General features: G+C 34.4%; 15 protein-coding genes and 1 other annotated feature. All 15 genes read left to right on the top strand.

Translation table 11 applies throughout. The features are described 5' to 3' along the window. Positions 1 to 11: 11 nt before the first annotated feature. The 15 genes from FC86_RS06300 to yqeH all read left to right on the top strand — a co-directional run bounded on the left by FC86_RS06300 (position 12) and on the right by yqeH (position 14,611). Positions 12 to 335, top strand: a complete 324-nt coding sequence (locus tag FC86_RS06300; RefSeq protein ID WP_056975218.1) for a thioredoxin family protein — start codon at positions 12 to 14, stop codon at positions 333 to 335. Between the two features lie 23 nt (positions 336 to 358). Next, positions 359 to 1,003 carry a YtpR family tRNA-binding protein gene (gene ytpR, locus FC86_RS06295; RefSeq protein WP_056975258.1) on the top strand — a complete coding sequence of 215 codons (645 nt, stop codon included), beginning with the start codon at positions 359 to 361 and terminating at the stop codon, positions 1,001 to 1,003. A gap of 86 nt (positions 1,004 to 1,089) precedes the next feature. Further along, positions 1,090 to 2,403, top strand: a complete 1,314-nt coding sequence (murC, locus tag FC86_RS06290; RefSeq protein ID WP_056975217.1) for a UDP-N-acetylmuramate--L-alanine ligase — start codon at positions 1,090 to 1,092, stop codon at positions 2,401 to 2,403. 47 nt (positions 2,404 to 2,450) lie between these two features. Next, positions 2,451 to 5,114 carry a DNA polymerase I gene (gene polA / locus FC86_RS06285; RefSeq protein WP_056975216.1) on the top strand — a complete coding sequence of 888 codons (2,664 nt, stop codon included), beginning with the start codon at positions 2,451 to 2,453 and terminating at the stop codon, positions 5,112 to 5,114. Positions 5,115 to 5,133: 19 nt separating this feature from the next. Next, positions 5,134 to 5,970: a DNA-formamidopyrimidine glycosylase gene (mutM, locus tag FC86_RS06280; RefSeq protein WP_056975215.1), complete on the top strand. Its 837-nt coding sequence runs from the start codon at positions 5,134 to 5,136 to the stop codon at positions 5,968 to 5,970. Then, the gene (coaE, locus tag FC86_RS06275) at positions 5,960 to 6,583 is read left to right on the top strand and encodes a dephospho-CoA kinase (RefSeq protein ID WP_056975214.1); all 624 of its coding nucleotides are present in this window, start codon (positions 5,960 to 5,962) and stop codon (positions 6,581 to 6,583) included. Before mutM ends, coaE begins: the two co-directional genes overlap by 11 nt. Before the next feature lie 12 nt (positions 6,584 to 6,595). Then, a complete protein-coding gene (gene nrdR / locus FC86_RS06270; protein WP_056975213.1) occupies positions 6,596 to 7,054 on the top strand; it encodes a transcriptional regulator NrdR in 459 nt (152 codons plus the stop codon). Positions 7,055 to 7,073: 19 nt separating this feature from the next. Beyond that, positions 7,074 to 8,420, top strand: a complete 1,347-nt coding sequence (locus FC86_RS06265; protein WP_056975212.1) for a DnaD domain protein — start codon at positions 7,074 to 7,076, stop codon at positions 8,418 to 8,420. A 13-nt stretch (positions 8,421 to 8,433) separates the two neighbouring features. Beyond that, complete coding sequence (dnaI, locus tag FC86_RS06260) at positions 8,434 to 9,354, top strand: primosomal protein DnaI (protein ID WP_056975211.1); 921 nt, start codon at positions 8,434 to 8,436, stop codon at positions 9,352 to 9,354. A gap of 286 nt (positions 9,355 to 9,640) precedes the next feature. Further along, positions 9,641 to 11,575, top strand: coding sequence for a threonine--tRNA ligase (gene thrS, locus FC86_RS06255; RefSeq protein ID WP_056975210.1), 1,935 nt, complete (start codon positions 9,641 to 9,643; stop codon positions 11,573 to 11,575). 44 nt (positions 11,576 to 11,619) lie between these two features. Beyond that, positions 11,620 to 11,731, top strand: a sequence feature (ribosomal protein L20 leader region). A gap of 25 nt (positions 11,732 to 11,756) precedes the next feature. Then, positions 11,757 to 12,275 (top strand): translation initiation factor IF-3, encoded by a 519-nt coding sequence (gene infC / locus FC86_RS06250; RefSeq protein WP_056975209.1) that lies wholly within the window; start codon positions 11,757 to 11,759, stop codon positions 12,273 to 12,275. Between the two features lie 25 nt (positions 12,276 to 12,300). Continuing rightward, positions 12,301 to 12,501 (top strand): 50S ribosomal protein L35, encoded by a 201-nt coding sequence (rpmI, locus tag FC86_RS06245; protein ID WP_056975208.1) that lies wholly within the window; start codon positions 12,301 to 12,303, stop codon positions 12,499 to 12,501. A gap of 41 nt (positions 12,502 to 12,542) precedes the next feature. Beyond that, complete coding sequence (gene rplT, locus FC86_RS06240; RefSeq protein ID WP_056975207.1) at positions 12,543 to 12,899, top strand: 50S ribosomal protein L20; 357 nt, start codon at positions 12,543 to 12,545, stop codon at positions 12,897 to 12,899. 61 nt (positions 12,900 to 12,960) lie between these two features. Next, complete coding sequence (locus FC86_RS06235) at positions 12,961 to 13,488, top strand: YqeG family HAD IIIA-type phosphatase (RefSeq protein WP_056975206.1); 528 nt, start codon at positions 12,961 to 12,963, stop codon at positions 13,486 to 13,488. Next, positions 13,478 to 14,611, top strand: a complete 1,134-nt coding sequence (gene yqeH / locus FC86_RS06230) for a ribosome biogenesis GTPase YqeH (RefSeq protein ID WP_056975205.1) — start codon at positions 13,478 to 13,480, stop codon at positions 14,609 to 14,611. The genes FC86_RS06235 and yqeH overlap by 11 nt, the downstream gene beginning before the upstream one ends. The last annotated feature ends 9 nt before the right edge of the window (positions 14,612 to 14,620 follow it).

Here is a 14,620-nt window from a genome sequence, read left to right as displayed (position 1 = left end):
AGACTATAGTTATGGAAAAAATGAGTAATTTATCTCGCGAAGATTTTAAGAAACTAATAGCACAAAAAAACACTGTTGTTTTGATGTTTAGTGCAGATTGGTGTGGCGACTGTCGTTTTATAAAACCTCAGTTACCGGCTATTGAAGCCGAATTTAGTAAGATGACTTTTTATGAAGTTGATCGCGATCAATCGATGGATGTTGTACAGGACTTAAATATTATGGGGATTCCAAGTTTTGTTGTGTTTAGAGATGGTCAAGAAATTGGTAGATTAGTAAATAAAAATCGTAAAACTAAAGAAGAAGTAATTAGCTTCTTATCAAATCTAGGCTAGTTTAAGAGGAGCGTTAATATATGTTGATTTCAAGTTTAAATGCACATAGTTTTTTTGACACATTAATCGTTATTTTAGGACCTGATAAAGGAACTACAAATATAAAAAAAGTTGATGATACAGTTTGCTTAACTAACGAAGATAATCAAGTGATTGGGTATAACTTTTTCAATATTTCAACTTATACAGATATTGATCCAAACCAAAATGGTCAAGTGTTTTTAACTAAACATAATATTGATCAACTAAATAAGAAATTAATTGAAAGCAATTTTGACGCCAATTTAACAGTAGACGATCAGCCCAAAATTGTTTATGGTTTCGTTGAAACATGTGAACCACATCCAGATTCAGATCATATGAATGTCACAACAATTGATGCTGGTCAATTGGGTAAACACCAAATCGTATGTGGTGCACCAAATATTGCCCAAGGACAAAAAGTTGTTGTGGCACTACCTGGTGCAATGATGCCAAATGGTCAATTAATTTGGCCTGGCAAACTGCGTGGTATTGATAGTAGTGGTATGATTTGTTCAGCTAAAGAGTTAGGACTTAAACATGCGCCAACTGCTAGAGGAATTTTGGTGATGCCAGATAAGACAGTAGCCGGAGATGCTTTTAAATCTAATGAAGTCGATGAACTACTTGCAAACGGTGTGATTTAATTCACATCGTTTTTTTGTAATCAAAGTTATCCCTGAAATAAATTTAATGCTATAATTATGGGTGAAAATAGACTGGAGTTATGAAAATGTTAAACAAAAACAATCATTATTATTTTATTGGAATTAAGGGCTCAGGAATGAGTGCTTTAGCTTTGATTTTGAATGACTTAGGTTATCACGTATCAGGTTCTGATATTACAGAATATACCTTCACTCAAAAGGGACTAGAAGATAGACAAATTGAAATGCTACCTTTTTCAGAAGACAATATCAAACCAGGGCTTTCAATTATCGCAGGGAATGCTTTTTCAGATGACCATATGGAAATTAAAAAAGCACACGAATTAGGCTTAAAAGTGGTTAGATACCATGACTTTGTTGGTCAACTGATTAAAAGCTTTACAAGTATTGCCATTGCAGGTGCTCATGGTAAAACAAGTACTACGGGATTAATGGCTCATGTATTGGGTGGGATTGAACCTACAAGTTATCTAATTGGAGACGGTACGGGAAAAGCTGTTAAAGATTCTCGTTTCTTTGCTTTTGAAGCAGATGAGTATCAACGACACTTTATCGCGTATTCACCTGATTATTGTGTGATGACCAATATTGAATTTGATCATCCTGACTATTTTAAAGACTTAGATGATGTTTATGATGCTTTTCAACAAGAAGCTTCACAAGTTAAAAAAGCATTGTTTGTTTATGGTGATTCTAAGTTATTAAAATCATTAAAAGTTGATATTCCCAAATATACTTATGGTTTCAATAAAGACGATGATTTTTGTGCAACAAATATTGAAAAAACTGCCGAAGGATCATCTTTTGATGTTAATCACCATGGTAAAAAATTGGGTCGTTTTATGATTAAACTTTACGGTGATCACAGTATCTTAAACAGTCTAGCCGTTATCGGTGTTAGTTACATGGAAGGGCTAGATATGGCAACAGTTGCTGAAGAACTGTTGACGTTTAAAGGCGTTCAACGCCGTCTGGCAGAATCAAAAGTGAAAGATATGACGATTATTGACGATTATGCTCATCATCCAACTGAAATTGATGCTACGATTTCTGCCGTTCGTCAAAAATATCCTGAAAAAGAAGTGATTGCGGTTTTTCAGCCTCATACTTACACACGTACTAAGCAATTCTTGAGTGAATTTGCAAAATCTCTACAAGAAGCAGACCACGTGTTTGTGACCCCAATTTTTGGCTCTGCTCGAGAACAAAAAGGAACAGTGAAAAGTGAAGATTTAATTAAAAAGATTGAAGGTTCTGCACATTTAATTACTGAAGAAACCGTTGATCAATTGAATCAATTCTCTAATGCTGTTTTAGTTTTTATGGGTGCTGGAGATGTCCAAAAATACGAACGTGCTTACCAAAAACAATACAAATAAAAGCAACCAACTCGGTTGCTTTTTGTGCTTTTAATAAGGAGAAACACATGAGTAAACGGAAAAAATTATTATTAATTGATGGTAATTCTTTAGCTTACAGAGCGTTTTATGCTTTATATAACGTGGTTGATAGATTCGTTAATAACGAAGGCCTTCATACTAGTGCCATTTATAACATGAAGAAAATGCTTGATACTTTACTAGAACATCACCAACCTGATAATGTTCTAGTTGCATTTGATGCAGGAAAAACAACGTTTAGAACTGAAATGTTTGCCGATTACAAAGGAACACGTGCCAAAACACCCCCTGAGTTGTTAGAACAATTACCTTATATTCGTGAAATGTTAGACCATATGGGATTGAAATGGCATGAACAAGATAATTATGAAGCTGATGATATTATTGGTACTTTAGCTAAAAAAGCACAAAGTCAAGATTTTGAAGTAATTGTTGTAACGGGAGATAAAGACTTAACCCAATTAGCAGATACGCATATTCAAGTTGATGTGACTGTAAAGGGTGTTAATGAGATTAAGTCTTACACACCTGATTACTTTGAAGAAGAGCTTGGGATTACTCCTTTACAGCTTATCGATATGAAAGCCTTGATGGGAGATAACTCAGATAATTATCCGGGTGTTACCAAAATAGGTGAAAAGACAGCTCTAAAACTTGTTCAGAAATATGGTTCAGTTAAGGAATTGTATAATCATGTTGATGAAATGAAGAAGAGCAAGATGAAAGAAAATCTTATTAATGAAAAAGAAATAGCTTTCTTATGCTATGACTTAGCAACGATTAAGGTAGATACACCTCTTGATTTTGATTTGGCAGATACAGCTTTACAACCACAAAATTCTGAACAGCTCGTTTCTTTTTATCAAAAAATGAACTTCAAGTCATTTCTAGATAAGGAAGTTCTAGACAGTCAATTTGATCAAAATACACAAGAAGAAATCAGTTACACGGTTTTAAATAATGAAGAAGATGCGCAAAAGCTATCGGATATTGTTGAAGGGCCCGTAATTTTTCAACTAGAGTTATTTGGCGAAAATTACCACGAAGCAGATTTTGTTGGATTTTGTCTAGGAATCAATGGTAAGTACTTTGTTAGTTCAAATATTGAACTCTTGACAACATCTGCAATCAAGCAAATTTTAGAGTCTTCTCGTATTAATAAGTGGGTGTTTGATGTTAAGCGAACCATTGTGGGTCTAAGAAGACTAGGTGTCACATTGAGGGCAGTTGATTTTGATATGCTACTTGTTTCTTATTTATTAAATCCAGACCACAATCAAAATGATTTAGGAGAGTTGGCACAATCTTATAATTATTTTGATGCTAAAAGTGACGTTCAAGTTTACGGTAAGGGTGCCAAAAAATCACTACCTGATGAAGATGGCTTATTTGAACATTTATCTCGCAAAGCTAGAACCATTGAGTCTATAAAATCTGATTTGATGAAGCAATTGACTGAGCACAATCAAGACCAGTTGTTTGATGAAATCGAATTGCCGTTGGCATTTGTTTTAGCAGAAATGGAAATCATTGGAATTAAAGTGCAAGCATCAACGCTGCAAGAAATGTCTGTCATTTTAAGTCAACAGCTACAAGAAATAGAAACTAAAATCTATGAACAAGCTGGAGAAGAATTTAATATTAATTCACCTAAACAGTTAGGACAAATTTTATTTGAAAAATTAAATTTACCGCCGGTTAAAAAGACTAAAACAGGGTATTCAACTTCTGTCGATGTTCTTGAAACTTTGAAAAAGAAAAGCCCGATTGTGAGTGATATTTTAGACTATCGTCAAATTGCTAAAATCCAGTCAACTTATGTTAATGGATTGCTTAAAACGATTCATTCCGACCAAAGAATTCACACGCGTTACCTGCAAACACTAACTGCAACAGGTCGACTATCATCAGTTGATCCCAACCTACAAAATATTCCGATTAGATTAGAAGAAGGACGTAAAATTCGACATGCTTTTGTACCTTCCAATGAGGAATCAGTAATTTTTTCTAGTGACTATTCTCAAGTTGAACTACGTGTTTTAGCTCATATGTCAGAAGATGAAAATATGCAAGAAGCATTCAAGAGTGATTATGATATTCATTCTCATACAGCTATGAAGATTTTTAACTTGTCTTCTCCTGAAGAAGTAGATGGCAACATGCGTCGCCAAGCTAAAGCGGTTAACTTTGGAATAGTTTATGGTATTTCAGACTATGGTTTAGCTAAAAATCTAGATATTTCAAGAAAACAAGCTCAGACTTTTATTGATCAGTACTTTGCACAATACCCAAAAGTTAAACAGTTTATGGATGACACCATTGACCAAGCTAAAGCTGATGGTTATGTTGAAACACTGATGCACCGTCGTCGTTATTTACCTGATATTCATTCTCGCAATTTTCATTTAAGATCTTTTGCAGAAAGAACAGCTATGAATTCGCCAATTCAAGGAACAGCAGCTGATATTATTAAAATTGCGATGATAAACATGCAAAAAGCTTTGCAAGACAAACAGCTAAGAACTAAAATGTTACTACAAGTGCACGATGAGTTAATATTTGAAGTGCCTAAAGATGAATTAGCCATTATTGAAGAGCTAGTACCACAAGTGATGACTTCTGCTATTCAATTAGATGTTCCTTTGGTTGTTGATAGTTCATATGGTCAATCATGGTATCAAGCCAAATAAAAGTGTAAGGAGAAAGTCAATGCCGGAATTACCTGAAGTTGAAACTGTTCGAAAAACCTTAACATCACAAGTACAAGGCAAAACGATTAAATCTGTTGATATTATTTATCCTAATATTGTTTCTGGGGATGCTGATCAGTTTAAAACCAAGTTGAAAGGCAAAACTATTGAAAGAATTGACAGGATAGGCAAGTATTTACTATTTAGAATTAGTCATGATTTAACAATTGTGTCACATTTGAGGATGGAAGGTAAATATCGTTTGGTTTTACCTGAAGATCCTATTCAAAAACATGAACACCTTAGTATTTTATTTACAGATGGTACACAGTTGCGTTATGATGATGTACGAAAGTTTGGCCGTTTACAGTTAGTAAAAACAGGAATGGAACGGGTTGAGACGGGAATTCGACACTTAGGATATGAACCCAATCAAGTTGAATTTACAACGTCATACTTTTATCGAGCTCTTCAAAAAAAGAAGAAAAACATTAAAAATACGCTGCTTGACCAATCTGTTGTTAGTGGACTAGGCAACATTTATGTTGATGAAGTTTTATGGTTGAGTCACATTCATCCATTAACTCGCGCGCAGGATTTAACCGAGTCTGAAGTGGATGATTTGCATCAGGAAATTAACGAAGAGATTAAGCTGGCCATTGAGCTAAATGGCACTACAATCAGAAGTTACCATGACTCTAATGGTAACGAAGGCCAGTTCCAATCTTTTTTACATGTTTATGGCAAACAGGGGATGCCTTGTGAAAGGTGTCAAACTACTATAGAAAAAATAAAAGTAAATGGGAGAGGAACATCATTTTGCCCAAGTTGTCAGGTGGTAAAAAATGACGGATAAAATAGGATTAACAGGATCGATTGCAACGGGTAAAAGTACTGTTGCTGATATTTTTAAATCATACAATATACCGGTTGTTGATGCGGATGAAGTTGCTAGATCACTTATTGAGCCACACAAAAAAGGTTGGCACAATATCGTTGATTTTTTTGGTGAAGATATTTTAAATGAAGATCAAACGATTAACCGAAAAAAATTAGGTTCGATTGTTTTTTCTGACGCAACAAAGCTAAAACAATTAAATCAGATTAATGGTAAACTGATTCGTCAAGAAATAATGCGTCAAGTAGAGCATTTCAACACACCAGAAAATGAGTTAGTGATTGCAGATATACCTCTATTATTTGAGTCTGATTATCGGACTGAATTTGATAAAGTCATGCTTGTTTATACAGATGAGACAATGCAACTGACTAGATTGATGAAACGCAATAAAATGACTGAAAAATCTGCTCAAAAACGTGTTCGGGCACAGTGGTCTATTGAACGTAAAAGAACATTATCTGATATTATTATTAACAACTGTGGAACTAAAAAACAAACTAAAAAACAAATAGAGAAATATCTTAGTGATAACTATCCCCAAATAGTGCTGTCGCAGGATAAACGTTAGGAGAATGATTGCATGCAATGTCCAATGTGTCATCAAAAAACATCTCGCGTGATTGATAGCCGTCCAAGCGATGAAGGCCGTGCAATTAGAAGGCGTCGAGAATGTGAAAACTGTCAGTTCAGATTTACGACTTTTGAACGAGTTGAATTAACACCACTACTAGTTGTCAAAAATGACGGAACTAGAGAAGCTTTCAATCGTGATAAAATAATGGCAGGTCTTATTCGTGCTGCTGAAAAAAGACCTATCAAAAGTGAAGCACTTAATAAAATCGTTGATAGGATAGAAAATGGTATTAGAACCAGTGGTGACATGGAAGTCCCTTCTAAAAAAATCGGCGAATTAGTTATGAGCGAGTTGTCACATTTGGACGATGTTGCTTATATTCGCTTTGCGAGTGTTTATCGTCAGTTCAAGGATGTTAGTGGTTTTATGACTACCCTTGAAGAGATGATGAACAAAGAAGATTAAGATTAAGTAGTCACTAATTATGACTTTATTTAACAATCCTAGGCAGCAATTTTATACGCTATTTCCACAGCAGCTTACTGCGCATGAAATTGAAGTTCTAACCTTACTTTATCAGCCACTAATTGGTGCTAAATCAGTTAGTTTGTTTTTAACACTGAACCAACTGGCGGATAAGATGCCTACTAGATCACAATATAAAACACTGATACAAATACAAGAACAAACAGACTTATCGCTTAATGAGATTGATCAAGCAAGGCAAAAATTAGAAGGTGTTTCTTTGCTCAAAACTTATCAGGATTCAAATGAGGTTTTGGGTCTATTTTTTGTTTTTGAGGTTAAGCCGGTGTTATCCGTATCTGAATTTTTTCAAACTTTTTTATTATCTAGCTTACTATTAGAAAAAATTGGAGAAGTTCGATACCGAAAATTAAAAGAGAAATATGTGCAGCCTAAACCAGTCGTTTTTAATCAACCTAAAGACATTTCGAGTAGTTTTTTTGATATTTTTCACGTTAGAGAAGAACAAGTCCTATCACCGTCACCTGCAGTTCAGGAAATGGCAAGTCAAACCAAAAAGTACTCTCAAAATGATGATAGTCAACTAGATAAAAAACAATTTGCAACAATCGAATGGGGCTTTTTAACTGACTTTTTAGCGGCCTATCATATTCCTGAAAGAGAAATTATGAAGCATCAAAAGCGTTTCTACGATATGATGCGATTTTATGAGATTTCAGAACAGGATCTAGGAAATATTATTGTAAAAACGTTAAATGTTGGAGATGCAACGCTAAATTTCAAACGAATTGAAAACATGCTTGCTGATACCTATCATTCAACAGCTCATGTTGCAAAACAAAATTTACAAACAAAATCAAAGAAACCACAAGATCAAGAATCCTTTAGTATTGAAGAAAAGAAATTAGTTGCAAGCGCTAAAAAAATAACGCCATTACAGTATTTAGAACGTTACAAAAACCAAAAAGGCGGTTTTTCAACATTCAGTGAAAAGCAAATTTTGTATCGTTTAAGTCAAAATGTACATTTATCAGATGAAATTATTAATATGATGATTTGGATTGCCCTGCGCTATGAACCAACGCTAAAACAAAATTTGATGGATAATTTAGCTAATGATTGGCTTCAACAAGGTATAACAAGTGCTGAACAGGTTGTTGAGTACCTAAAAACTAGAGAAAATAAATCGCCTAAAACACATAAAAAAACAAAGTATCAACCTAAAACGACTCATAAAGAAATTGCCACTGATTGGTCTAAAAAAGAAAACCAATCGCAAATTCCAGAAAAAAAAGAACTATCCAACTTGGATAGCTTACTGGAAGAAATTGACTATCCAGATTAAAGGAGGGGTTTAAATGCAAAATATTTCAAGAGTAATTAACCAACTTCTTGAAAAGAAGAATGTCAACATTAGCTTAGATGAACTAATGTCTGATGCAATTAAAGATAAAGATGTCCAAAAATTTATTAAGGATAATAAAGCAAAATTAGATGAAGGTGCTATTGAAAAAAGTAGTGCAAATATTTATGAATATGTGACACAAAAAAAAGCAGTGGAAGATGAGTTGAATAATCCACTATATGGATATGAACCACACTTAATTATGAATGATGGCTTGATTGAAGTAAGCTATGAACCGACTCAGGCATCACTAGATAAATCTAAACAAAAAAAACTAGCTAAGCAGTTAAATTATATTTCATTACCAGATAGCCTGAAGACAGCTTCTTTAAACGACTACAATGATGGTAGTGAAGGCAGATTTGAAGCTTTGGCAGGATGTGCAAGTTTTATTCGAGATTATCTCAACGATGAAATAGGCAAAGGCTTCTTTTTATGTGGGGACTTCGGTGTTGGTAAGACTTATTTATTAGCAGCCACAGCGAATAAGTTGGCAGAAAAAGGGACACCTGTTTCAGTTGTCCATTTTCCAACTTTTGCCTCAACTATCCGATCACAAGTTCAAAATAATACGGCTATCATTGAAATTGAACGTTTGCAAAAAACACCAATTCTAATGTTAGATGATATTGGAGCAGAAACATTGACAGCTTGGATTCGTGATGATGTTTTGGGTGTGATTTTACAACACAGAATGGAACGCCGTTTGCCGACATTTTTTAGTTCAAACTTCTCAATGGCTGAATTAGAAAATCATCTTACTTATGTCAAAGGTGATGTTGAACCAGTAAAGGCTAAACGAATCATGGAACGTATTAAAAGTTTGTCATATGAAGTAACTATTAGTGGATCAAATAGACGTAACCCAGAATAAGTGGTTTATACTTGACACTTTTATTAAATTAGCTATAATAAAGTTATCATATAAAAGATAAGCTGATACATTAATTCCAGAGAAAAAAGCCTTGGCTGAAAGCTTTTGATTGTATTCAGTACCACTTTTATAGCAATATGAATAACACCAATAGGTTGACTACCGTTATCAAGTCTTACGAGAGAGGTTATTTTTTATTAACCTAAATCTTGGGTGGAACCACGTTTATGACGTCCCGATGCAAATTTTTGTATCGGGATTTTTTATTTTTGGGAGGATACATAATATGAGTTTTGAACTAGTATTTCCAGATGGAAACCGCAAACAATATGATGACGCTGTTAGCGTTAAGGAAGTTGCAAAATCAATCAGTACAAGTTTAGCTAAAAAAGCAGTTGCTGGTGTTTTAAATGGGGAACTTCTTGATCTAAATGAAGAAATTTCACAAGATGGAAAAGTTGAAATTGTTTTACAAAATGATGAATTAGGATTACGTGTGTTACGTGACACAGCAGCATTCCTATTCTCATATGTGGCTAAAAAAGCACATAGCGATATTAACTTTGGTGAAAGTAAAGCTATCGAAGATGGTTTTTATGTTGATACAGACAAAGAAAATCAAATTGCTGTAACAGAACTACCAGAATTACAAGAAGCAATGCAAAAAGTAATCAAATCAGGTCTTCCTATCGAAGTTGACATGATGGACAAAGCCGATTTAGAAAAACATTTTGAAAATGATGAATATAAATTGTCATTGCTAAAAGCAATTGATGCTGTTCAAATTAAAGTTTACAAAATGGGTGACTTTATTGATTTTGGTTATAAAGCATTATTGCCAAATGCAAGTGGTGTTAAAGAATTTGCGCTACTTTCAGTAGCTGGTGCTTACTGGCAAGGTAAATCAGACAACCCAATGCTACAAAGAATTTACGGTACAGCATTCTACAAAAAAGCTGATTTAGAAGCTGACTTACAACGCCGCGCAGATATTAAAGAACGTGATCACCGTACTTTAGGTCGTGATTTAGACTTATTCTTCGTAGATCCAAAAGTTGGTGCTGGGTTACCATACTGGATGCCAAATGGTGCAACTATTCGTCGAGTAATTGAACGCTATATTACAGATAAAGAATTGGCTGCTGATTACGAACACGTTTACACACCAATTTTATCTAACCTAGACCTATACAAAACATCAGGACACTGGGATCACTACCGTGAAGATATGTTCCCACCAATGGATATGGGTGATGGCGAAATGCTTGAACTACGTCCAATGAACTGTCCTTCACATATTCAAGTGTTCAAACACCATGTTCGTTCATATCGTGACTTACCAATGCGTATTGCTGAACTTGGTATGATGCACCGTTACGAAAAATCAGGTGCCTTGACAGGACTACAACGTGTTCGTGAAATGACTCTAAACGATGGTCACACATTCGTAGAATTAAAACAAATCAAAGAAGAATTTGTTAAAATCCTGCGTCTAATGATGGAAGTATATAAAGACTTTAACATCACAGACTACAGTTTCCGTTTGAGCTACCGTGACCCTCAAAATACAGAAAAATACTTCCAAGACGACGAAATCTGGGAAACAGCACAAACAATGCTTAAAGATGCGATGGACGATTTAGGATTAGATTACTATGAAGCAGAAGGTGAAGCTGCATTCTACGGTCCAAAATTAGATGTTCAAACTAAAACTGCTCTAGGAAATGAAGAAACACTTTCAACGATTCAACTAGACTTCATGTTACCTGAAAAATTTGAATTATCATACATTGGTAACGATGGGGAAGAACATCGTCCAGTGATGATTCACCGTGGTATTATCGGAACACTTGAAAGATTCATTGCCTATTTAACAGAATTATACAAAGGCGCATTCCCAACATGGATTGCACCTATTCAAGCTCGTATTATTCCAGTTAACTTGGATCTTCACTCAGATTACGCAAAAGACATTAAGAAACAAATGAAGAAACTTGGCTTACGTGTTGATGTTGATTTACGTAATGAAAAAATGAACTACAAAATCCGTGAAGCTCAAACTAATAAAGTTCCTTATACAATTATTGTAGGGGATCAAGAGACAGCTTCAACATCTGTTTCAATTCGCCGTTATGGTCAAAAAGATACAAATACATTTGCTTTAGCCGAATTTTTGGATGCAATTGTAGCTGATGTAAATAACTATAGTCGTGAAAAATAAAAACTTGACAGATATTATATAGTTAGATATAATTTTTTAAGAATGAGAGCAAGTAGAAGTTCCCGCTTCTCGCCTAAGTCAAAGACCTCTAGGCTAATCGATAATAATCTGTTGATTAAAAAGTGGGTGCTTATGCACCCACTTTTTACTTGTCCTCAAATTTTTTTGGAGGTGAACAACCATAGCTAAAGATTTATTAATAAACGAAAGAATCCGTGCTCGTGAATTGCGAGTAATTGCTGAAGATGGTGAACAGTTAGGAATACTAAGTCGTAATGAGGCGTTACAAAAAGCTGAAGAATTAAACCAAGATTTGGTTTTAATTTCACCTAAGGCTAAAACGCCAGTTGCTAAAATTATGGATTACGGAAAATACCGTTTCCAACAACAGAAAAAAGAAAAAGAAAACAAAAAGAAACAAAAGGTTTTCAGTCTTAAAGAAATTAGATTAAGTCCAACGATTGAAACAAACGATTTCAATACTAAACTTAAAAAAATTCAAAAGTTCATTTCTAAAGGCGATAAAGTACGTGTATCAATTCGTTTTAAAGGAAGAGCTATTACTCATAAAGATATTGGGCGTAAAGTTCTAGAACAGATGGCAGAAGCTACATCTGATGTTGCTAATATCGAAGCAAGACCAAAAATGGATGGTCGTAGCATGTTCTTAATGCTTGCACCAAAAGCCGATAAAGATTAATCATACTTTTTAGGAGGAATTATCAATGCCAAAACAAAAAACACACCGTGGTTCAGCTAAACGTTTCAAAAAAACTGCTAATGGTGGACTAAAACGTCACCACGCTTTTACAGGTCACCGTTTCCACGGAAAAACTAAAAAACAACGTCGTCACTTAAGAAAATCAGCAATGGTATCAGCAAGTGATTTTAAACGTATTAAGCAAATGCTTTCACAAGTTCGTTAATATAAAAACAAGATTGTATCGTATTTTAGGAGGAAATTATTATGCCAAGAGTTAAAGGTGGAACTGTTACTCGTAAACGTCATAAAAAAGTTTTAAAACTTGCCAAAGGTTATCGTGGTGCTAAGCACTTACTATTTAAATCAGCTAACTCACAAGTTATGAACTCATACCGTTACGCTTTCCGTGACCGTCGTCAAGTGAAACGTGAATTCAGAAAGTTATGGATTGCTCGTATTAACGCTGCAGCAAGAATGAATGAAATCAGCTACAGCCAATTAATGCATGGTTTGAAATTAGCTAACATCGATATCAACCGTAAAATGCTAGCTGACCTAGCTTACAACGATGAAAAAGCTTTTGCTGACTTAGTATCTCAAGCAAAATCAGCCTTAAAATAAAACTGTTCCCCTGAATAAGAAAGTTCAGGGGCTTTTTTATGGATAAATTTCAGGAGAAAACATGAGCATTTTTAGACCGAAATATACAATTGATACTGTTTATAATCTAAATCCGATAACTTTGAAAAAAATGGATATTAAAACCGTGTTTAGTGATCTTGACAATACATTAGTGGCTTGGAATCAAAAGCAGACACTTGAGAAAATTAGCCAACTAAGAGATAGATTAAGTAAACATGGGATTTCACTTGTTGTGATTTCAAATAATAAGCACGAACGTGTTAATAAGGTATTAGAACCTTTAGGGATTGAATTTATTGCAAGTGCTAAAAAACCATTTAAACGAAATCTGGTTAAAGCAATGGCGCAATATGGTGTGAATCCTGTCGAGTCAATAATGATCGGTGACCAGATTTTAACAGATATTTTAGCTGGGAATTCAGCTGGTATGCAAACGGTTTTAGTCAAGCCTTTAATTAAATCTGATGGCTGGCATACTTGGTTGAACAGATTAGTTGAAAAATTTATCTTAGGGTGTTTAAATTCAAAAGAAAAGATAACTTATCAGGAGGATCTTCATGAACAATGAAACCATTCAATGTATAGGTTGCGGTGCAACTTTACAGAATCAAGATAGCCAAAAATCAGGTTACTTACCAGCATCAGCGTATGAAAAAATTGAAAAAGCTATGCAAAACAACGAAGAAGTAGAAGTTTATTGTCAACGCTGCTTTAAGTTGAGACACTATAATGAAATTATGCCTGTACAAGAAAATGCAGATGATTTCTTGCGTTTATTGAATCATCTACTTGAAACAGATGCTTTAGTACTAAATGTGATTGATTTATTTGATTTTCAAGGTAGCATGATTTCGTCATTACCGCGTTTTGTGGGAGATACACCAATTATTATGATTGGAAATAAAATTGACTTATTCCCCAAAAACACCAACTTACGTAAGGTTAAGGATTGGGTTCGTCAGCAAGCCAACAAGTGGGGAATTTATCCTGAAGAAATCTTATTAACAAGTGGTAAAAAACAAAAAAATGTCGATGAGTTAATCGAATTAATTAAGAAAAAACAGCAAAATCGCGACATCTATGTTGTTGGAAGTACCAATGTCGGGAAATCTACACTAATTAATAGTATTATCAAAACTCTTTCTGGAGTGGAAAATTTGATTACAACTTCAAAATTTCCAGGAACTACTCTTGATAAAATTGAGATTCCACTTGATAATGGAACATCGTTAATTGATACGCCTGGTATTATCCAAAAAGATCAAATCGCACATATTTTATCACCAAAAGACTTGAAATTAGTTGCACCTCAAAAAACTATCAAGCCTAAAGTTTATCAGTTAAATCCTGGTCAAACGCTATTTTTAAGTGGACTAGGTCGTTTTGATTATGTTGATGGCCCAGGTAAACAAAGTTTTATTGTTTATGCTTCTGATGATTTATACATTCACCGCACAAAAACGGAAAACGCAGATGCCTTTTACGAAAAGCATGTAGGCGAACTATTAGTTCCGCCTCAAGCAGAACAATTAGAACAATTAAAACCACTTAAAGGGTTGAGTTATCACACCAAAGAAAAAAGTGATTTGTTATTTGGTGGTCTTGGCTGGATTACAGTTAATGATGATGTTCAAGTTAAAATATTTTCACCAGGAGCACTAGGTTTAGGTACTCGCCGTGCAATTATTTAGGTTTATCAG

It is taken from the genome of Holzapfeliella floricola DSM 23037 = JCM 16512 (assembly GCF_001436605.1).
Lineage (GTDB): Bacteria > Bacillota > Bacilli > Lactobacillales > Lactobacillaceae > Holzapfeliella > Holzapfeliella floricola.
Note: the sequence above shows the minus strand (reverse complement) of the source record. Positions and strands in the feature narration are given on the sequence as shown.